Origin of the sequence: Pseudomonas sp. Lb2C2, assembly GCF_052112205.1 — a bacterium.
Classification (GTDB): domain Bacteria; phylum Pseudomonadota; class Gammaproteobacteria; order Pseudomonadales; family Pseudomonadaceae; genus Aquipseudomonas; species Aquipseudomonas kilonensis.
This window is the reverse complement of the sequence record NZ_JAUTYW010000013.1, coordinates 27,962-46,932: the sequence shown is the minus strand read 5'-3', so window position 1 is coordinate 46,932 and position 18,971 is coordinate 27,962. Positions and strand designations below refer to the sequence as shown.

The window sequence follows — 18,971 nt, the reverse complement described above, 5'->3', positions numbered from 1 at the left end:
AAGTTTTCGCAGGAGTAGCCCATGATCGGTGCCGAACTGCTTTCACCGCAGACCCTGGCGGCCGGTTGGCTGATGTATGTGCCGGTGTTGGTCTGGGCCGTGGTGCGGGCACCGTGGGTCGAGCTGTTCACCGACAGCCGTCGCCAGCACCTGTTGTTCGGCACAGTGCTGGCGTTGTTCATGCTGTGGCTGGTGCGCCGGGATTTCGATACCGGCGTTTCGTATCACTTCATCGGCATGACTGCCGTGACGCTGTTGCTGGACTGGCCGTTGGCGATCCTCGGTGGCCTGTGCGCGCAGCTCGCGCTGGTGCTGCTGGGCCGTCAGGACATGGCCGCGGTAGGGGTCAACGGTGCGCTGCTGATCCTGTTGCCGGTGCTGGTCACCGAGTGTTGCGCGATCCTGGTGGAGCGCGCCCAGCCGCGCAATCTGTTCGTGTATATCTTCTGCTCGGGATTTCTCGCCGCCGCGCTTTCGGCGTTGGCGTGCCTGCTGCTGGGACTTGGCCTGCTGTGGTACGACGGTATATTCGCCATGCCTTACTGGCTGGAAGACTTTGTCGGCTACCTCTGGCTGATCATCTTCCCCGAGGCCTTCATCAACGGCATGGTGATCAGTGCGTTGGTGGTGTTCAGTCCCGAATGGCTGGAGACCTTCAACCGCACGCGCTACCTGTCGGCCCCGTGGAACGATGATGACAAGCCTTGATTCACGTCAAGGCTGCACCACCACACGCCCTTCATGCTTTGGAAAATTTCCAGGAGCACAACCATGAGTGTTTATGAGTGGGCGAGACAAGAGATCAGGCGTAGTCACGATGCCGCGATGGAGATCGGTTTTGACCCGGGCTTGAGCCTGCGTGCCTTGCTCAGTGCGATCGTGCAACAGAGCAAGACAGTGCGCAGCCCTGAAGACCTGGCCGATGAGTTGAGTTTCCTGGCGGAAAACCTCGACGATGAACAGGACTACGGTTTCATGCGGCCTTAGTGGCGAGGCTCGAAGTCTTCGCTGAACAGCTCGTCCTCGGCGTCGGGGCTGACCGGAATCTTGTGTTCTTCCGACGCCCAGGCGCCGAGGTCGATCAGTTTGCAGCGATCAGAACAGAACGGCCGGAATGTGCTCTGCGGGCTCCATTCCACAGGGGCGCCACAGGTTGGGCAATCAACGGTTGGGGTTTGGCTCATGATTGGCCTCCACGCAAAGTAAGGTAAAAGTGATGCAGGCGCTCGACCTCGCTGTGCAGCCAGGCGAGGTCGCGATCATTGACCACCACGTCGTCGGCACGGCTCAGTCGATCCTGGCGGCTGGACTGGGCCTTGAGAATCGCCTGGACCTGCTGTTCGCTGGTCTGGTCGCGCTGCAACGTACGTTCGATCTGCAGTTGTTCCGGCGCATCGATCACCAGGATCCGCTGGGTCATGGTGTACTGCCCGGACTCGATCAGCAGTGGCGATACCAGAATCGCGTAGGACGATTTTGCCTGGGCCAGATGATGGGCGATTTCCTCAGCGATCAGGGGATGCAGCAGCGCCTCGAGCCAGCGACGTTCATCGGCATTCTCGAAGATCAGCTTGCGCAGCGCCGCCCGGTCCAGGGCGCCGTTGGCCTGCAATACACCGGGGCCGAAGTGCTCGGCGATTTTCGCCAGCGCCGGGCGCCCGGGCTCGACCACCCAGCGCGCCGCATGATCGGCGTCGATGACGTGCACGCCCAGGTCGATGAAATGCTGGGCCGCTGCGCTCTTGCCGCTGCCGATGCCACCGGTCAGGCCGAGAATCCAGGGTTTTTTCACTGAGGTATTCATTAAAAACCGACAGACTGCCAATAGAAGTCGGTTATTTGACCACCCCAGAGCAAGGCAATCCAGCCGGCAATGGCCAGATAAGGTCCAAAAGGGATCTGCGTCGACCCGGGAGCATCACGCAAGCGCAGCACGATGACCCCGATAACGGCGCCCACCAGCGACGACAGCAGCAGCGTCAGCGGCAGGATCTGCCAGCCACCCCAGGCGCCGAGCATCGCCAGCAGCTTGAAATCCCCGTAGCCCATGCCTTCCTTGCCGGTGATCAGCTTGAATACCCAGAACACCGACCACAGCGCCAGATAGCCGGCCACGGCGCCCCACATCGCCTGGTTCAAGGGCACGAAGAGCCCGAAGCTGTTGATGATCAAGCCCAGCCACAACAACGGCAGCACCAGGGTATCGGGCAGCAATTGATGCTCGGCGTCGATCAGGCTCATGCCCAGCAGGCCCCAGGTCAACACCATCACCATCGCGGCGTGCCAGCCAAAGCCGAAATGCCAGGCGACGAACGCCGATAACGCACCGCAGGTCAATTCGGTCAGGGGGTAGCGCCTGCCAATGGGCGCGGCGCAGCTCGAACAGCGGCCGCGCAGCATCAGGTAGCTGAGCAGCGGAATGTTTTCCCAGGCGCGGATGCGATGGCCGCAGTGCGGGCACTGGGAGTGGGGCAGCATCAGGTTGTAGACCGGGCCCGGGGTTTCGGCCGGCAGGCCCAGCAGGTCGTGGGCTTGCAGGCGCCATTCGCGATTGAGCATTTTCGGCAGGCGCCACACCAGCACGTTGAGGAAGCTGCCGATGATCAGGCCGAGCAATGCCGCAACGAGCACGAAGGCCAGGGGATACAGCACGAAGAATTCGCTCAGGGGCATGTCAGATCGCAGAGCCGAGTTGAAAGATGGGCAGGTACATGGCAACCACCAGGCCACCGACGACGACCCCCAGGACCACCATGATGAAGGGTTCCATCAGGCTGGTGAGGTTGTCCACCAGATTGTCCACCTCGGCCTCATAAAAGCTCGCCACTTTGTCGAGCATGTCGTCCAGCGCGCCGGACTCCTCGCCGATGGCGGTCATCTGGATCGCCAGGTTCGGAAAGATCCCTGAGGCACGCATGGAAAAATTCAACTGCATGCCGGTCGAGACATCCTGGCGGATGCGCTGCACGGCACGCTTGAACACCACGTTGCCGGTGGCGCCCGATACCGAGTCGAGGGCTTCGACCAGCGGCACGCCAGCGGCGAATGTCGTCGAGAGCGTGCGGGCATAGCGAGCCACCGCAGACTTGTACATCAAGGTACCTATCAAGGGGAGCTTGAGCAGCCATTTGTCTCGCCAGTCACGAAACGCCTGGGAACGCTTGAGGGCATATTTCACCCCGAAAAAAGCCCCCGCCAAGCCGCCAAGCAGCATCCACCACCACTCCTGCATGAATTCCGACAGGCCGATGACCATCACCGTGAAGGCCGGCAGTTGCGCACCGAACCCGGAGAATACCGATTCGAACTGCGGCACCACCTTGACCAGCAGGATGCCGGTGACCACCGCTGCGACGAGTATCACCGCCGTCGGGTAGGTCATGGCTTTCTTGATCTTGGCCTTGAGGGCTTCGCTCTTTTCCTTGTAGGTCGCGACCCGGTCCAGCAGCGTGTCCAGGGCGCCAGCCTGCTCACCGGCGTCCACCAGATTGCAGTACAGCTCGTCGAAATATTGCGGGCACTTGCGCAGCGAGGCGGCGAAGCTGTTGCCAGCGGCAACTTCCTGCTTCACCTGGTCCACCAGCTTGCGCATGTTGGCGTTGTCGAAGCCTTCGCCGATGATGTCGAACGCTTGCAGCAGGGGTACACCAGCCTTGAGCATCGTGGCCATCTGGCGGGTGAAGAGGGCGATATCCAGCGGCTTGATGCGCTTGCCCTTGCTGAATATCGAGGTGGATTTCTTGCGCACCTTCTGCGGGTTGATGCCTTGTTTGCGCAGCTGTGCCTTGACCAGGGCCGGGCTCTGCCCCGTCAGCTCGCCGGTCATTTTCGCGCCTTTGCGGTCTTTGCCTTCCCACGTATAGACGTCGGTTTTTACTGCCTTGACCGCCATGCTCAATCCTTGGTGACCCGGTTGATTTCTTCGAGGCTGGTGACGCCCTGCATCACTTTGAGCAGCCCCGATGCGCGCAGGTCATTGAAGCCGTCCTTGCGCATCTGCAGATCGATTTCCAGCGAGTTGCCCTCGGCCATGATCAACCGTTGCAGCTCGGGCGTGTTCTTGACCACTTCGTAAACCCCCACGCGCCCTTTGTAACCCTGGTTGCACTGTTCGCAACCGACCGGCTCATAGATCGTGAATGTGCCGATGCGTTCCCGGCTGAAACCTTCCTTGAGCAGGGTTTCTTCGGGAATCTCGATGGCTCTCTTGCAGTGGTTGCACAGCTTGCGCGCCAGCCGTTGGGCAATGATCAGGTGCACGGCGGTGGCGATGTTGAACCCCGGAATGCCCATGTTTTGCAGGCGGATCAGGGTTTCGGCGGCGCTGTTGGTATGCAGTGTGGAGAGCACCAGGTGCCCGGTCTGGGCGGCCTTGATGGCGATTTCGGCGGTTTCCAGGTCGCGGATCTCGCCGACCATGATCACGTCCGGGTCCTGGCGCAGGAACGAGCGCAGGGCCTGGGCGAAATCCAGCCCCTGGCGCGGGTTCACATTGACCTGGTTGATGCCTTCCATGTTGATCTCCACCGGGTCTTCGGCGGTGGAAATGTTGATGTCCACGGTGTTGAGGATATTCAGCCCGGTGTACAGCGACACGGTCTTGCCCGAGCCGGTCGGGCCGGTCACCAGGATCAGCCCTTGCGGTTGCTTGAGGGCGGCCATGTACAGGTCTTTCTGGTCCGGTTCGTAGCCCAGGGCATCGATGCCCATTTGCGCGCTGGACGGGTCGAGGATCCGGATCACCACTTTTTCGCCCCATAGCGTGGGCAGGGTGTTGACCCGGAAATCGATGGACTTGGTTTTCGACAGGCGCATTTTCAGGCGCCCGTCCTGGGGTTTGCGCCGCTCGGAGATATCCAGGCTGGCCATGACTTTCAGGCGTGCGGCGATACGGTTGGCCAGTTGGATCGGCGGCCTGGCCACTTCTCGCAGCATGCCGTCGGTGCGCACCCGCACCCGATAGATCTTTTCATAGGGCTCGAAGTGCAAGTCGGAAGAGCCACCCTTGATTGCGTCCAGCAGCATCTTGTTGACGAAGCGCACCACGGGCGCGTCGTCGGTATCCTGGCCGGCGATGGAGTCCTGCCTGGTGTCGTCGATCGATTCGATGTCCAGGCCGTCGAGGTCGACATCGCCCATGCCTTCCAGGCCGGTGCTGCTGGACTCGAAAAACTTTTCGATGGCGTCGCTGAGCTTGTCGTCCTCCACCAGGATGGCTTCGGTAGTCAGGCCGGTGCTGAACTGGATGTCATTGATGGCCTGGTGATTGGTGGGGTCGGAGATGCCCACGTACAGCTTGTTGCCACGCCGCCACAGCGGCAGGGCGTGGTGCTGGCGCACCAGTTTTTCGCTGACCAGGCCGGTGGGTTGGGTTTCTTTGTCCAGGCTGTTGAGGTCCAGCAGGGCGACGCCGAAATGCTCCGAGGCGATCTCCGCGACCTGGCGGCTCTGGACCAGTTTGTTCTGCACCAGGTAGCTGACCAGGGGAATGCGACTGCGTTGGGCCTGTTGATACGCCTGTTGCGCACTTTGCTCGGTGAGCAGTTCGGCCAGCACCAATTGCTTGGTCAGGCCGCTGAGGGCGATGTCAGTCATGGGAATCCCGGCGGCGAACAATTCATGACTTATAGCCTAGTCAAGCCTCGACGCCAAACCAGCAGGGCAGGGTGACAAAAAACGTCAGATAGTGCGGTTGTTGAGGTAGGACGTCGCCGTTGTGCGGGTTCAATCCCCTTTATTGATGAGGCTTGAGGGTTGGCATGTGCCCTGCAATGGCCGTTTCAGGTCATGAGATTTCGACTCATGCATGGGAGATGTCTATGAATAAGCAGAGTGGCTTTACCTTGATCGAGCTGCTGATCGTCGTGGCGATCATCGGCATCCTGGCGACCTTTGCGTTGCCGCAGTATTCCAAGTACCAGGCGCGGGCCAAGGCCACGGCGGGGTTGGCAGAAGTGTCCGCCTTGAAAGTGCCGTTTGAGGACGTCATGAATCAAGGTACCGATCCATCGTTGGCCAACATCGGTGGGACAACGCCCACCAGCAATTGCACGTTGGATGCTTCAGGTTCTGCTTCGGCTGGAACAGGTACCATCGCATGTACCTTGTTGAATGCGCCCGCTCCGGTTCTTGGCAAGACGATCACTCTTACCCGTTCTGCTGAAGGTGTTTGGAGTTGCGGTTCGACGGCTGCTCAGGAGTTTTTGCCGGCCGGCTGCACCGGTGGCGCCGCGGCTCCTGCCGGAGGTTAATGAATTCGAACTTAACTTGTCCTGGGCTGCTTAGCGGCCCTTTTTATGGATGTTGGGTAGTCAGGCGGGAACAATCTCAGGCCTTACAGAAATCCTTCGCAATTCATAAGCTTAGAAATAGGCCAAAACCCGCAAGTTGCATGTCCAGAATCAGCGCTTCATGCATTTTGCATGATCACGGAAATCACCGTTTCGCTTAACTTGCTGATTTATAAGAAATTAGTAAATGTTTAAAAGCTGGCACAGCCTTCGCACTACTCCTGATAACCCTGCCGGGATGCACCTCCGGCAGTTTTTGAGAAAAACAGGAGTTACTCGTATGAAGAAGTTCGCTATCACTGCCGCCGCTGCTACCGCTCTGACCCTGACCATGGCTAGCGCATTCGCCGAGACCACTCAAGCAACTCAGGCGCCAATGATGCTGGCTGCGGGCGAAGTGACAGAGGCCAAGGAAGACGTTTCCGATACCTGGATCACCACCAAGGTCAAAGCTGATCTGGTCACTGAAAAAGGCATTCCAGGCACAGATATCAAAGTCGAAACCAATAAAGGTGTTGTGTCCCTGTCTTCGATGACCAAAGTCACTGATGCACAAAAAGACACCGCTGTGGCGATCGCCAAGAAAATCAAAGGCGTCAAGGCCGTATCGGCTGACGGCCTGAAAGCCGAGTAAGGCTAAGACTTCTCGCCTGGACTGGGAGAAGGCGCGGCAAGCGGGCCAGGATATACGTTTGCCGTCGCTTTGGAGTTCATGCGAAAGGCCACATGGACGTGGCCATTACAGGCCCCCGGCATTCGTGCCGGGGGCCTGTTCTATTCTGGGGGGAAGTACGGGTGAGGTTTGTGGGGCAGTCTGGGAAACCGAGTTGCCCTTATCGCGAGCAAGCTCGCTCCCACAGGGGCTGGATTCTTTCAGGAAAAAGCGATCAAGCTTGCTTGCGCCGCGACCAGGGTTCTTCCAGAAGGAATGCGATCAAATGTGGGAGCGAGCTTGCTCGCGATGGCGGCGGTACATTCACCGCCCCCGCTTGCTGGTGATCTGCACCAGCCGATTCCCCTCGAAGCGCAGGTACTGATACATGCCGCTGTTGGGGCCGTAGGTCCATTCCTCCACCGGGTATTCCTCCCGGCGATTGACACTGCGCTTGTAGCCCAGGTCATCCCGCGCCGCTGGCTGCCCGCACTTTTGCAACACTTCGCTCGAGCGGTCGCCGACGCTGATCAACTGGCTGCCGCAACGCAGCGTGTCGGCAGCCGGGGCCTGGCCGGCGGCTAGCAATAGACAGAGCCCGAACCAGGGTTTCATCTTATTCGGCATCCAGATGCATCGGGGTAATCACCCGGCCATCGCTCTCGGCCTGGCCGAGGCTGGCGTCGATGAAATACACGCGGTCGTCGGCCAACTGGCCTTTGTCTACCAGGAAGTCCTTGATGCTGCTGGCCCGTTCCTGTCCCAGTTGACGCAACAGCACGTCGCTGCCGCTCCAGAACTTGATCACGCCTTCACGCAGTTTCTCGATGCGTGCCTTTTTATCCAGTTGCGTCCATTCGGCCGGCGGTTGGGTCTTGAGGCGGGTGCGGTAGATGCCTTCGAGCAGCGGCGCCTTTTCGTCCTCGGGCACCTGTATCAGCGAGGCCTGGGCCGGGACTTTGTCGCCCCGACGCTGGAGCATCTTGTAGTAGTTGTACTGGTATTCGCGCTCCAGGCGCTGGGCGGCGAGCAGTGGGCCGTCGCTGCTTTCGGCGGCGGTGCCTTCGATCTCCAGGCGCAGCTCCGGGCGTTTGCCAAGGGCCTCGGACAGTTTGAGCAGCGTGCCTTCGTTGTCCTTGCTCAGATCGCTGGAGCCCGGCGCAAACGCGACGCTACCCAGATCTTCCGAGCCGCCACCGGCCACCAGCCCACCGATAAGCTTGAACGGCGCCTGGGCCGCTCGGACCACCAGGTTGCGCAGGGTCTGCCAGACGATTGGCATGACACTGAATTGCGGGTCATTGAGGTCGCCGGAAACCGGTAGTTCGATGGAAATCCTGCCCTCGGAATCCTTGAGCAAAGCGACGGCCAATTTGAGTGGCAGGCTCACGGCGTCCGGGCTGTCGACTTTCTCCCCCAGTTGCAGTTGCTCGACCACCACTTTGTTCTCCGCCTGGAGCTTGCCCTGGGTGATTCGGTAATGCAGGTCGAGATTGAGCCGACCCTTGCGGATGCGATAGCCGGCGAACTTGCCGGAGTAGGGTGTCAGGGTGGTCAGCTCGACCCGTTTGAAACTGGTGGCGATGTCGAGGCTGGCCATCGGGTCGAAGGGGTTGACCGCCCCTTTGATGGTGACAGGCGCGTAACGGTCGACCTTGCCCTTGATGTCCACGCTGGCCGGTTTGGCCTGGCGGCTGTCGATGGTGCCGATCTGGCCGTTGAGCTGCTGGATGGCGGTAGCGAAATTGGGCGTCAGGCTGAAGTCGGCGAAGTTGGCCGAACCGTCATTGATGGCGATGCCGCCGATGTGGATGCCCAGCGGCTTTTCCTGGGACGCCGGTTTTGCCGCGGTTTTCTTGGTGCCGCTGTCGGCCGGTTGCGGAATCAGCAGGTCATCGACGTTGGTGGTGCGGTCGTCGTTGATCATGAAGCGCGCATAAGGCTGGAGCAGGTTGACCTTGTCGATGGACAGGCTGTCACCGTGCTGATAACTCAGGCCTTCGAGGACCAGGCGCTGCCACTTGAGGAAGTCGCGGGTCTTGAGCGTGTCGAGGGTGTGCAACTGATCGACCTGGGCGCGGCCGGTGACGGCAAATGCCAGTGGCTCGGTGCTTTTGAGGTCGACCGCCAGGTCGCTGCCGAGCATCCCGGAACGCAGCTCCAGGCGAATGAACGGGTTGATGTACGACTGGGCGACGCGCAGGTCGACGTCCTGGGTCTTGACCTTGAGCTTGGCGGTGATCGGGTTCAGGTTGACCTCGCCGTCGGCGAGGATCTTGCCCTGCTTGCCTATCCCGGTGTCCAGCTTGAGGGTAAAGGGCGAGCCGTTGAGGGTGTCGTAGTTCTGCAGGTCGAGGTTCAGCGGGCCGACCTCCAGGGCCACGGCGGGTTGGGCCTGGCGGTCGGCCAGGTGCACCTGGTAGTCGCGCAGTTGCACGTCCTTCAATATCACCTGCCACGGTTTGCTCGGCGGTGCCGGTTCAGCTTTTGGCGAGTCGGCCGCCGCCGGGGCGGATGCCGGCTCAGCCTTGACCTGCGGTTTGGCCGGCTGGCTGGCGAAGAGTTTCTGCCAGTCCAACTGCCCGTCCGCCTCGCGAGCGGCCCAGGTTTCCAGCTTCTGGCTGCGGATCTTGCCCACGATAACTTGCTGCTTGGCCAGGTCCACCGAGGTTTCACTCACGTCCAGGCGTTCGAGCTTCACCAAGGGACGGCCATCGGGCGCCTTGATGGCGAAGGGCGCGACACTGACCGCGACGTTGTTGAGCAGCAGCTCAGTGCCTTTGGCCAGGTTGAGCTTGTAGTCGGTGCTGAGGTTCAGGACACCGTTTTCCAACACCAGCGGTACGGCGTCGCGTACGTAGGGCCAAAAGGCTTTCATCTGGCCGTCGGTGACTTTGAGCGTGCCTTGGGAGGCAATCGGGGTGAGGCTGAAATTACCGGTCCAATCGATCTGCCCGCCGTTGGGACCTACCGCCACCAGGGTCATGTCGGCATTGTCGTCGGGCAGGGTGCTGAGGTTCTTCAGCTCGAAATCGAGGGTGTCGTAGAGAAACTCAATGGGCTCGCTGGGGCGCAGGTCCTGGAAATGCACATAACCGCTGGCCAACTTGATTCGATCGACCCGCAGGGGGAAGGGCTTGGCCTCGGGGTCGGCGGGTGTCGGTTCGCTGGCCGGCAGCTTGAACAGGCCCAGCAGGTTCAACTGACCGTCCTTGGCGAACATCACTTCGGTCTTGGGCTTGTCCAGCTCGATGTCGACCAGGTGCAGGGCGCCGGACCACAAGCTGTCGAGTTGCAAATTGGCGTACAGCCGTTCGAAGCCGACCTGTTCCTTGCCTGGTTCGCCGATATTCAGGCCCCAGAGGGTGACTTCAAGGCTGAAGGGATTGAGTTCGATGCGCTGGATCTGGGCCGGCACCGTCGCAAGGGTGGCCAATTGCTGGTTGGCGATGCGCAAGGCGATGCCCGGCAAAATCAGAAAGCCCAACAGGCTGTAGAGGGCCAGTGCGGTCAACAGAGCGCCGATGGCGCGAATCAATCCTTTGGGCATGTGTGGCTTCATCTTGGTGTGAATTCGGAATGCCTTGGAGTATGGCATGCGTTTACGGTTCCGAAGCCACTGTGATTTATGAGATTTGTCTGGTTTTCTCGGTGAGGATTCCGGCGCGGGCCTAGAGCTGGAGGATCAACGTCTTGAGCGGCGGCTGCTGGTCCCGGGAAGGGAAATCACTGCCGGGCGTCAGTACGCTCCACTCGCGGACCGGGCGGCCGGCTTTTTCCGCACAACGCAACACCTGCTCGCGCCAGTCGTCCATGGGCACTTTTGCCAGGTTGTTGCAGCAGATCAGCACGCCATTGTCGGCGGTGGTGAGCAGCGCCGGTTTCAGCAGGCTTTGGTAGTCGCGCAACAGGTCGACGGTGCCGAACGCACTTTTCGCCCAGGCAGGCGGGTCGAGCAGCACCAAATCATACTGGCGTTGCTCCAGGCGCACGTAGCTGGGCAGTTTCTGCCCACGCCGCTGGCTGATAGGCAGGCCGGCCAGTTGGCGGATCGCTGGGAAGTAATCCGACTGCACGAACTCCATCGGCGGCAAGTCGGGGTTGAGCAAGCCGTTTTCGCGGCCCACCGCCAGGTTGCCTTCGGCGAAGTCCAGGTTGCACACCTCCCGCGCACCACCGGCCGCAGCGCTCAGGCCGACGCCGCAGGTGTAGGCGAACAGGTTCAGCACACTTTTATCGCGGCTGTGTGCCTTGACCCAGCCCCGGGCGTTGCGCAGGTCGAGAAACAGCAGTGGATCCTGCCCGGCATGGCGACCGCGGACGCGATAATTCAAGCCCCATTCATGCCCGACCAGGTCTTGCAGGGCGGCCTCGTCCGCCTGATAGACAGTGTCCTGGCGGTCAACACGCGAATTGCCCCGGGCGCGATCGTTGTAGACCAAGAGCGTGTCCAGGCCCAGTCGTTCGTTGACGATACCGTGCAGTTGCAGCAGGTCGTCGCGCTCCAGCGACTGATGGAAGCTCTGTACCAGCAGTTGCGGGCCGTAGCGGTCGATGGTCAGGCCGGGTGCGCCTTCCTGGCTGCCATGGAACAGGCGATAGCAGTCGGTGCCTTGCTGGTGCAGTTGGCCGAGCAGCTCCTGGCGCTGGTCGAGGGCGGCGCGCAGCGCCTGATTCAAGGAAGACATGCCGGGCGCGCCTTAGAGAAATGAGGCGCGGGAGTTTAGCAGTTATGCATACTCGGGTTGGGCATTGCCTACAGATATGAGTCAGGCACCCTCTGTGACGAGGGCCTTTGTGGGAGCAAGGCTTGCCCGCGATGCAGGCGATGCGGTCTTTCAGAAATCGAGGTGCCTGTTTCGCGAGCAAGCTTTGCTCCCACAGTCCAGCGGCGCAAGGACTCGATGCCTCAGGGGGGCCGAGTTGTTTGACTCAGCGATTGAGGCGTTTGTCGATCAACCCCTCCACCACACTTGGATCGGCCAGGGTCGAGGTGTCGCCGAGGCTGTCGAGTTCGTTGCAGGCGATCTTGCGCAGGATGCGCCGCATGATCTTGCCCGAACGGGTCTTGGGCAACGCCGGCGCCCACTGGATCAGTTCCGGTTTGGCGAAGCTGCCGATTTCCTTGCTGACGTGGGCCAGCAGTTCCTTCTTCAGCTCGTCATTGGCCTCCACACCGTTCATCGGCGTGACAAAGGCATAGATGCCCTGGCCCTTGAGGTCGTGGGGATAGCCGACGACGGCCGCTTCGGCAATGTTGTCGTGCAGCACCAGGGCGCTTTCGATTTCCGCGGTGCCGATGCGATGCCCGGAGACGTTGATCACATCGTCGATGCGCCCGGTGATCCAGTAGTCGCCATCTTCGTCGCGGCGCGCGCCGTCGCCGGTGAAGTAATAGCCGGGGTAGGGTTTGAAGTAGGTGTCGACCATGCGTTGATGATCGCCGTAGACGCTGCGAATCTGCCCGGGCCAACTGGATTTGATCGCCAGTACGCCGCTGCCGGGGCCATTGATTTCCTTGCCCACTTCATCCAGCAAGACCGGTTGCACGCCGAACATCGGCCGGGTGGCGCAGCCTGGCTTGAGCCGTGGGGCACTCACCAACGGGCTGAGCATGATGCCGCCAGTCTCGGTTTGCCACCAGGTATCGACAATCGGGCAGCGCTGTTCGCCTACCGTGTTGAAATACCATTCCCACGCTTCCGGGTTGATCGGCTCACCGACGCTGCCGAGCAATCGCAGGCTTTTGCGGGACGTTTCCTGCAACGGTCCGGCACCTTCGCGCATCAGCGCGCGCAGGGCGGTCGGTGCGGTGTAGAAGATGTTGACCTGATGCTTGTCGATCACCTGCCAGAAGCGCGAACTGCTCGGGTGGCTCGGCACGCCCTCGAAGATCAGCGTGGTGGCGCCATTGGCCAGCGGGCCATAGACGATGTAGCTATGGCCGGTGACCCAGCCGACATCGGCGGTGCACCAGAACACTTCGTTGTCGCGGTAGTCGAGCACGTACTTGAACGTCATCGCCGCTTGCAGCAGATAGCCGCCCGTGGTGTGCAGCACACCCTTGGGTTTGCCAGTGCTGCCGGAGGTGTAGAGGATGAACAGCGGGTCTTCGGCGTCCATCGGTTCGGGTGGGCAATCGTCGCTGATGTCATGCATGGCCTGGTGGTACCAGAGGTCACGACCTTCAGCCCAGTCCACCTCGCCCTGGGTGCGCTCCACCACCAGCACGGTGCTGACGTTCGGACAGCTTTCCAGGGCCTTGTCGACGTTACGCTTGAGCGGTACGAAGCGCCCGCCGCGTACACCTTCGTCAGCGGTGATCACGGTGCGGCAATCGGCGTCGAGGATCCGGTCGCGCAGGGAGTCCGGTGAGAAGCCACCGAACACCACTGAATGCACCGCGCCGATGCGGGTACAGGCGAGCATGGCGTAGGCGGCCTCGGGGATCATCGGCATGTAGATGCAGACCCGGTCGCCTTTCTTCACGCCACGGCTTTTCAGCACGTTGGCCAGGCGGCACACATGGTTGTGAAGTTTTTTGTAGGTGATTTCTGCCGATTCGGCGGGGTCGTCGCCTTCCCAGATGATTGCCGTCTGGTCGCCACGTGTTTGCAGGTGACGGTCGATGCAATTGGCGCTGACGTTCAGCTTGCCACCGGCGAACCAGGTCGCGTCGCCGTTCTTGAGGTCATAGCGCTGGACGGTTTGCCAGGGCGTCATCCAGTCGAGAAAGCGCGTGGCCTGCTCGGCCCAGAAGGCGCTGGGGTGTTCGATGGATTCTTTGTAGAGCCGCTTGTACTCGTCCTGACTCAGTTGCGCAGCCCGGCGGACGGCATCGGCTTGGGGGTACTGGCTGATATCGAACATGACGGTTCCTTATTCTTGTTTTGCGACAAGATATAAAGATGCGCCCAGTAGCCTGAGGGTTCAAGTCATGCACAAAGCAACTGTGGGAGCGAGCCTCGTGGGAGCAAAGCTTGCTCGCGATGACGCCGTCACATTCAACACGTAGGTTGATATCAGGCCGCTATCGCGAGCAAGCTTTGCTCCCACAAGACCCGCTCCCACAAGGGTGATGCAAACCCAGGGATCAGCCGCGATGACGCCCGCGGAAGTAGTTGATCAAGCCCTGGGTCGAGGCATCTTCGGCCGGGTTTTCTTCACTGCCCACCAGGCGGTTGTAGACGCCCTTGCCCAGTTCCTTGCCCAGCTCCACGCCCCATTGGTCGAAGGCGTTGATGCCCCAGACCACGCTCTGCACGAACACCTTGTGTTCATACAGCGCCACCAGTGCGCCGAGGCGACGTGGGCTGATGCGTTCAACCACCAGGGTGTTGCTCGGACGGTTGCCCGGGATCACCTTGTGAGAGGCCAGCTTCTGCACCTCTTCTTCGCTGGCACCTTTGTCCCGCAGCTCGGCTTCGGCTTCGGCGCGGGTCTTGCCGAGCATCAGCGCCTGGCTCTGGGACAGGCAGTTGGCGTACAGCCACTGGTGATGATCGGAAACCGGGTTGAAGCTGACGATCGGCACGATGAAGTCGGCCGGGATCAGTTGAGTGCCCTGGTGCAGCAACTGGTGGTAGGCGTGCTGACCGTTGCAGCCAACGCCGCCCCAGATCACCGGGCCCGTGTCGGTCGACACCGGCGTACCGTCCAGGCGCACGCTCTTGCCGTTGGATTCCATGTCCAACTGCTGCAAATGCTTGGTGATGTTACGCAGGTAGTGGTCGTACGGCAGGATCGCATGGCTCTGCGCGCCCCAGAAGTTGCCGTACCACACGCCCAACAGCGCCAGCAGCACCGGCATGTTCTGCTCGAACGGGGCGCTCTGGAAATGCTGGTCCATGGAATAGGCCCCGGAGAGCAATTCCTTGAAGTTCGACATGCCGATGGCCAGGGCGATCGGCAGGCCGATCGCCGACCACAGCGAGTAACGCCCGCCGACCCAGTCCCACATCGGGAAGATGTTTTCTTCACGGATGCCGAAGGCCACGGCGGCAGCGTTGTTGCTCGACACGGCGATGAAGTGGCGATACAGCTCCGCTTCGGAGCCACCCTGGGCCAGGTACCAGGCGCGGGCGGCCTGGGCGTTCTTCAGGGTTTCGAGGGTGTTGAAGGATTTCGACGAGACGATGAACAGCGTGGTCTCGGCGCGCAGCTTCATGGTCAGTTCATGGAACTCGCTGCCGTCGATGTTCGCCAGGTAGTGGCAGCGAACGCCTTTTTGCGCGTAGGACAACAGCGCTTCGGACACCAGCTCCGGGCCGAGGAAAGAACCACCGATGCCGATGTTCACCACGTCGGTGATGGGCTTTTCGGTGTAGCCGCGCCACAGGCCGTCGTGAATGCGGCCCACCAGGTCGGTGATCTGGTTCAGCACTTTGTGCACGTCCGGCATCACGTTGACGCCGTTGACCAGCAACTTGTCGCCCACCGGCCGACGCAGGGCGGTGTGCAGGGCAGGGCGGTTTTCCGAGGCGTTGACGATTTCGCCTTCGAACAGCGACTTGATCGCGCCCTTGAGGTCGACTTCGTTGGCCAGGCCCACCAGCAGGTCGCGGGTCTGGGCGTTGATCAGGTTTTTCGAGTAGTCGAGAAACAGGCCGCAGCTCGACAGGGTGAATTGAGTGAAACGCTGCGGATCGGCATTGAACGCTTCGCGCATGCTGAAATCCTGCATGGCTTTGCGGTGGTCATTCAGCGCTTGCCAGGCTGGCAGAGCGGTCACGTCATGAGGGGTTCGGTAATACGCCATCGCTGCGGGTTTCCTTTTTACTTGAACGGCCTTTTGTACACTAAAAATTCCGGTGCGGCTCGAGGCGGGCGTCCGGACACTGCATCGACACGATCGCCGGACGCAGGGCGAATACAGTAAACCTCGTGTTGCGATCTGTCTTGGCTTTGTCTGACCGATTCCCGGTACTTTTTTATACAGCAGGGGGCGGGAATGGTTCGCTGTGGGAGCAGATATCGTTCGGGTTCGATCAGGCGAGCTGTACCGGAATCGCATTGCTGGTGTGGCTCAGTTCATTGCCCGGCGCCATGTACAGCATGCGGGGCTTGAAGTTGACCAGTTCGGCTTCGCTGTAGTGGGCGTAGGCGCAGATGATGACGCGGTCACCGACCTTGGCCTTGTGCGCTGCGGCGCCGTTCACCGAGATCATCCGCGAACCGTCCTCGCCACGGATGGCGTAGGTGGTGAAGCGTTCGCCGTTGTCGACATTGTAGATCTGGATCTGTTCGTATTCGCGGATCCCCGACAGGTCCAGCCACTCACCATCAATGGCGCAGGAGCCTTCGTAATCGAGCACGGCGTGGGTGACTTCGGCGCGGTGCAGCTTGGCCTTGAGCATGATGGCATGCATGAATGTTTCCTCTGGTCGGGTCCGAACGGCGGGCAGTCTGCCTGAAGGCTTGTGGGGCGGCAATACGCGAGGGATTTGCAAGTGCAGTCTGTATGTGGGAGCAAAGCTTGCTCGCGATGACGTGGTCAAATTCGACACGTATGTCGAATATCAGACCGCTATCGCGAGCAAGCTTTGCTCCCACAAGGCCCATCCCAGATTGGGACGGGTGTGGGTTCAGGCGGGGCTGTCGAGGTCCAGGTGCAGGTTGTCGATCAGGCGCGTGGTACCGAGGAAGGCCGCCACCAGAATCACCAGGTCACGGTCCTCGCTCAATGCCGGGCGCAGGGTCTTGGCGTGACGGATTTCCAGGTAATCGGGACGCAGGCCGGCGGCTTCAAGTTGCTTGAGCTGCTCATCGATCAGCGCCGGGAAGTCTCGCCGACCCTGTTTGATGGCGTCGGCGATCTGGCTCAGGACGCGATAGACCACGGGCGCGACGGCACGTTGATCCGGGCTGAGGAAGCCGTTGCGCGAGGACAATGCCAGGCCGTCCTCGGCGCGAACGGTCGGCTCGCCGATGATCTGGATCGGCATGTTCAGGTCATGGACCAGTGCGCGGATCACCGCCAGTTGCTGGAAGTCTTTCTGGCCAAACACCGCCAGGTCAGGCTGGACCATGTTGAACAGTTTGCTGACCACCGTCGCCACACCCTCGAAATGCCCTGGACGGCTGGCGCCGCACAAGCCTTCGGACAATTGCGGGACGCTGACCCGGGTCTGCCCGGCCATGCCGTCGGGGTACATCTCTTCGACGCTGGGCGCGAACAGCAGATGGCAGCCGGCCTGGAGCAGTTTCTCCTGGTCGGCCGCCAGGGTGCGGGGGTATTTGTCCAGGTCTTCGCCAGCGCCGAATTGCAGTGGATTGACGAAAATGCTCGCCACCACGAAGTCGGCCCGTTGCGTGGCCTTGGTGACCAGCGCCACATGACCGCTGTGCAGGTTGCCCATGGTCGGCACGAAGGCGATGCGTTTGCCTTCGCCGCGGGCACGGGCCACTGCGGCTCGCAGTTCGCGTACGGTTTTGACGGTGTTCATGCAGAAAACCCGTGTTCGGCGCCAGGAAAGGTTGTGGCCTTGACGTCAGCGACGTAGGCGCTCAGGGCGCCCTGGATGGATGTTTGCCCAGCCATGAAGTTCTTCACGAACTTGGGCACGCGACCGGTGATCGACAGCCCGAGCATGTCGTGCAGCACCAGCACCTGGCCGTCGGTGGCGTTGCCGGCGCCGATCCCGATGACCGGGATTTTCACCGCCTGGGTGATTTCTTCAGCCAGTTCGCTAGGCACGCATTCGAGCAGCAACATCGCCGCCCCAGCCTGCTCCAGCGCAATCGCGTCGGCGCGCATCTGCCGCGCCTGGTTCTCATTGCGGCCCTGGACTTTGTAGCCACCGAGGATATTGACCGCTTGGGGGGTCAGGCCCAGGTGCGCGCACACTGGGATACCCCGCTCGGCCAGCAGCCGAATCGAATCGGCCAGCCACAACGCGCCTTCGACCTTGACCATGTGGGCACCGGCCTGCATCAGCATGGCGCTGTTGGTCATGGTTTGTTCGAGGGTGGCGTAGGCCATGAACGGCAGGTCGGCGAGGATCAGCGCATCGGTGTTACCGCGTTTGACGGCGGCCACATGGTAGGCCATCTCGGCGGTGGTCACCGGCAGCGTGCTGTCGTGACCTTGCAGCACCATGCCGAGGGAATCGCCCACCAGCAACACTTCGACACCGGCCTCATTGCAGGCGTGGGCGAAAGTTGCGTCATAGCAGGTCAGCATGGCGATTTTCTCACCTTTTTGCTTGAGACCTTGCAGCGTGGTCAGGGTAATAGCTGGCATGAAAAAGTCCTCATTAGGCGCTCGTGAATTACTGCGAGTAACGCGCATGATTCGTTATCTATACAGGCGCACCCTCTTGTGCGTGGTGCTTGTAAGGCCTGGATTGCGCCCTTCAGCGCCGTATTGGCGGCAACGGGACGCCTATAGTCGTGAGGAGTACTCGGGAAGTCAATTGGATGTGTTACCGCCGGGTGTTACCGGGGTTACTGATGCGTTTCAGCGTAGAGGCGTGTCCCCGGAATGACGGTCCAGTACCGCATCCTGTGGGAGCAAGCTTTGCTCCCACAAGAGGAACTGCTTCAGTTTGGAGGCAAGCGTTCCAGGCCAACGAATGGGCACGCCGCGAGCAGATCCTTGAGTGAGCGCCCATCGGCCAGGCGCAGGTCGGCGGGCGCCAACTCGGCCAGTGGGTACAGCACAAAGGCCCGGGCCTGCATGTGGTAGTGGGGGACCTTGAGGCGAGGCTCGTCGATCAGGCGATCGCCGAACAGCAGGATGTCCAGATCCAGGGTGCGCGGGCCCCAGCGTTCCAGGCGTTCGCGACCCTGTCCGGTTTCGATGCCTTGCAGCGCATCGAGCAGGTCCAGCGGTGCCAGGTGGCTGTCCAGCGCCGCCACCGCGTTGGTGTAGCGCGGTTGGCCGGGCAGCAGGGAATCACTTTGATAAAACGCCGAGACCCCCACCAGTTGGGTGTCGGGCAATTGCGCCAGCGCCTGGACGGCACTGCGCAATTGTTCGGCGGGTTCGGCCAGGTTGCTGCCCATGCCGATGTAGATGCGTTCCATCG

Annotated in this window: 18 protein-coding genes; 4 read left to right on the top strand and 14 right to left on the bottom strand. The window is 61.1% G+C overall.

All coding sequences use genetic code 11. The features are described from left to right. Positions 1-21: 21 nt before the first annotated feature. The gene (locus tag Q7F16_RS29335; RefSeq protein WP_079301773.1) at positions 22-708 is read left to right on the top strand and encodes an energy-coupling factor ABC transporter permease; all 687 of its coding nucleotides are present in this window, start codon (positions 22-24) and stop codon (positions 706-708) included. Between the two features lie 63 nt (positions 709-771). Further along, entirely contained in the window at positions 772-987 is a 216-nt protein-coding gene (locus tag Q7F16_RS29330) for a hypothetical protein (RefSeq protein WP_013694234.1), read from the top strand. Here the strand turns inward: Q7F16_RS29330 and yacG are convergent. The 5 genes from yacG to pilB are packed head-to-tail and all read right to left on the bottom strand — an operon-like array spanning position 984 to position 5,595. Then, positions 984-1,184 (bottom strand): DNA gyrase inhibitor YacG, encoded by a 201-nt coding sequence (gene yacG / locus Q7F16_RS29325; protein ID WP_046065035.1) that lies wholly within the window; start codon positions 1,182-1,184, stop codon positions 984-986. The two genes, Q7F16_RS29330 and yacG, sit on opposite strands and share 4 nt — an antisense overlap. Further along, positions 1,181-1,804 (bottom strand): dephospho-CoA kinase, encoded by a 624-nt coding sequence (gene coaE / locus Q7F16_RS29320; protein WP_041476150.1) that lies wholly within the window; start codon positions 1,802-1,804, stop codon positions 1,181-1,183. The genes yacG and coaE overlap by 4 nt, the downstream gene beginning before the upstream one ends. Then, entirely contained in the window at positions 1,804-2,673 is an 870-nt protein-coding gene (locus Q7F16_RS29315; protein ID WP_079301775.1) for a prepilin peptidase, read from the bottom strand. Before Q7F16_RS29315 ends, coaE begins: the two co-directional genes overlap by 1 nt. 1 nt (position 2,674) lies before the next feature. After that, on the bottom strand, positions 2,675-3,892 hold the full coding sequence (locus Q7F16_RS29310) for a type II secretion system F family protein (RefSeq protein WP_079301776.1): 1,218 nt from the start codon (positions 3,890-3,892) through the stop codon (positions 2,675-2,677). Between the two features lie 2 nt (positions 3,893-3,894). Beyond that, on the bottom strand, positions 3,895-5,595 hold the full coding sequence (gene pilB / locus Q7F16_RS29305) for a type IV-A pilus assembly ATPase PilB (protein WP_046065032.1): 1,701 nt from the start codon (positions 5,593-5,595) through the stop codon (positions 3,895-3,897). A 224-nt stretch (positions 5,596-5,819) separates the two neighbouring features. Here pilB and Q7F16_RS29300 point away from each other — a divergent pair, with 224 nt between their 5' ends. Together Q7F16_RS29300 and Q7F16_RS29295 are read left to right on the top strand one after the other, a co-directional pair. After that, entirely contained in the window at positions 5,820-6,251 is a 432-nt protein-coding gene (locus Q7F16_RS29300) for a pilin (protein WP_079301777.1), read from the top strand. Positions 6,252-6,570: 319 nt separating this feature from the next. Further along, on the top strand, positions 6,571-6,924 hold the full coding sequence (locus Q7F16_RS29295) for a BON domain-containing protein (protein WP_003205664.1): 354 nt from the start codon (positions 6,571-6,573) through the stop codon (positions 6,922-6,924). 342 nt (positions 6,925-7,266) lie between these two features. On the opposite strand, the gene Q7F16_RS29290 is transcribed toward Q7F16_RS29295, so the two are convergent. From Q7F16_RS29290 to folK, 9 genes are all read right to left on the bottom strand, one after another. After that, the gene (locus Q7F16_RS29290) at positions 7,267-7,557 is read right to left on the bottom strand and encodes a DUF2845 domain-containing protein (protein ID WP_046065031.1); all 291 of its coding nucleotides are present in this window, start codon (positions 7,555-7,557) and stop codon (positions 7,267-7,269) included. Position 7,558: 1 nt separating this feature from the next. After that, the gene (locus Q7F16_RS29285; protein WP_409557059.1) at positions 7,559-10,492 is read right to left on the bottom strand and encodes a DUF748 domain-containing protein; all 2,934 of its coding nucleotides are present in this window, start codon (positions 10,490-10,492) and stop codon (positions 7,559-7,561) included. 121 nt (positions 10,493-10,613) lie between these two features. Beyond that, complete coding sequence (locus Q7F16_RS29280) at positions 10,614-11,630, bottom strand: class I SAM-dependent rRNA methyltransferase (RefSeq protein WP_046065030.1); 1,017 nt, start codon at positions 11,628-11,630, stop codon at positions 10,614-10,616. Between the two features lie 244 nt (positions 11,631-11,874). After that, positions 11,875-13,812 (bottom strand): acetate--CoA ligase, encoded by a 1,938-nt coding sequence (acs, locus tag Q7F16_RS29275; RefSeq protein ID WP_409557060.1) that lies wholly within the window; start codon positions 13,810-13,812, stop codon positions 11,875-11,877. Between the two features lie 223 nt (positions 13,813-14,035). Beyond that, complete coding sequence (pgi, locus tag Q7F16_RS29270) at positions 14,036-15,700, bottom strand: glucose-6-phosphate isomerase (RefSeq protein WP_014340245.1); 1,665 nt, start codon at positions 15,698-15,700, stop codon at positions 14,036-14,038. Between the two features lie 229 nt (positions 15,701-15,929). Then, on the bottom strand, positions 15,930-16,310 hold the full coding sequence (gene panD / locus Q7F16_RS29265; RefSeq protein ID WP_046065028.1) for an aspartate 1-decarboxylase: 381 nt from the start codon (positions 16,308-16,310) through the stop codon (positions 15,930-15,932). 216 nt (positions 16,311-16,526) lie between these two features. Continuing rightward, on the bottom strand, positions 16,527-17,387 hold the full coding sequence (panC, locus tag Q7F16_RS29260) for a pantoate--beta-alanine ligase (protein WP_046065027.1): 861 nt from the start codon (positions 17,385-17,387) through the stop codon (positions 16,527-16,529). Beyond that, positions 17,384-18,184, bottom strand: coding sequence for a 3-methyl-2-oxobutanoate hydroxymethyltransferase (gene panB / locus Q7F16_RS29255; RefSeq protein ID WP_014340242.1), 801 nt, complete (start codon positions 18,182-18,184; stop codon positions 17,384-17,386). The genes panC and panB overlap by 4 nt, the downstream gene beginning before the upstream one ends. Before the next feature lie 299 nt (positions 18,185-18,483). Continuing rightward, complete coding sequence (folK, locus tag Q7F16_RS29250; protein ID WP_057450876.1) at positions 18,484-18,969, bottom strand: 2-amino-4-hydroxy-6-hydroxymethyldihydropteridine diphosphokinase; 486 nt, start codon at positions 18,967-18,969, stop codon at positions 18,484-18,486. Positions 18,970-18,971 lie beyond the last annotated feature (2 nt).